This is a genomic window from Acidovorax sp. KPB24-03 (genome assembly GCF_057546605.1).
This window is the reverse complement of the sequence record NZ_BAAJYR010000970.1, coordinates 1-517: the sequence shown is the minus strand read 5'-3', so window position 1 is coordinate 517 and position 517 is coordinate 1. Positions and strand designations below refer to the sequence as shown.

At 72.5% G+C, this 517-nt stretch carries 1 pseudogene; it reads left to right on the top strand.

The features are described 5' to 3' along the window. A pseudogene (locus AC27KI_RS27095) lies at nucleotides 1-422 on the top strand (taurine ABC transporter substrate-binding protein); the annotation flags it as partial. Nucleotides 423-517 lie beyond the last annotated feature (95 nt).

Below are 517 nucleotides of genomic sequence, written 5' to 3'. Positions count from 1 at the left end.
CCACCTCGGGCCAGATCGCCGCGCAGACCGGCAAGGCCACGTTCGACGCGCTGGCCGTGTCCAAGCCGTTCGCGCGCGAGCACGACGCCTTCCTGACCCAGTTCGTGCAGGTGCTGGCCGATGCCGACCGCGCATACACGGCCCAGAAGGCCGCCTGGACGGCCGATTCGCCCCAGGTCAAGGCGGTGGCGAAGTGGACCGGCGCCGAGGCGCCCACGGTGCCTGCCAGCCTGGCGCTGTATGCCTTCGTGCCGCCGGCCGAGCAGGCCTCGCCGAAATGGCTGGGCGGCGGCGCGCAGTCGGTGGCGGCACAGTCGCTGGCCGCCACGGCCGCCTTCCTGAAAGAGCAGGGCACCATCCAGGCCGTGCTGCCCGACTATTCGGTGGGCGTGAACCCCACCTGGGTGCAGCGTGCGAAGTAGCGTGCCGGCCGTGGGCGAAAACCCTGCGGCCTTGCCGCCCGTGGCCCATGGCGCGGGCGATCTGGTCATCCGCGGCCTGAGCGTGCGCTACGCCG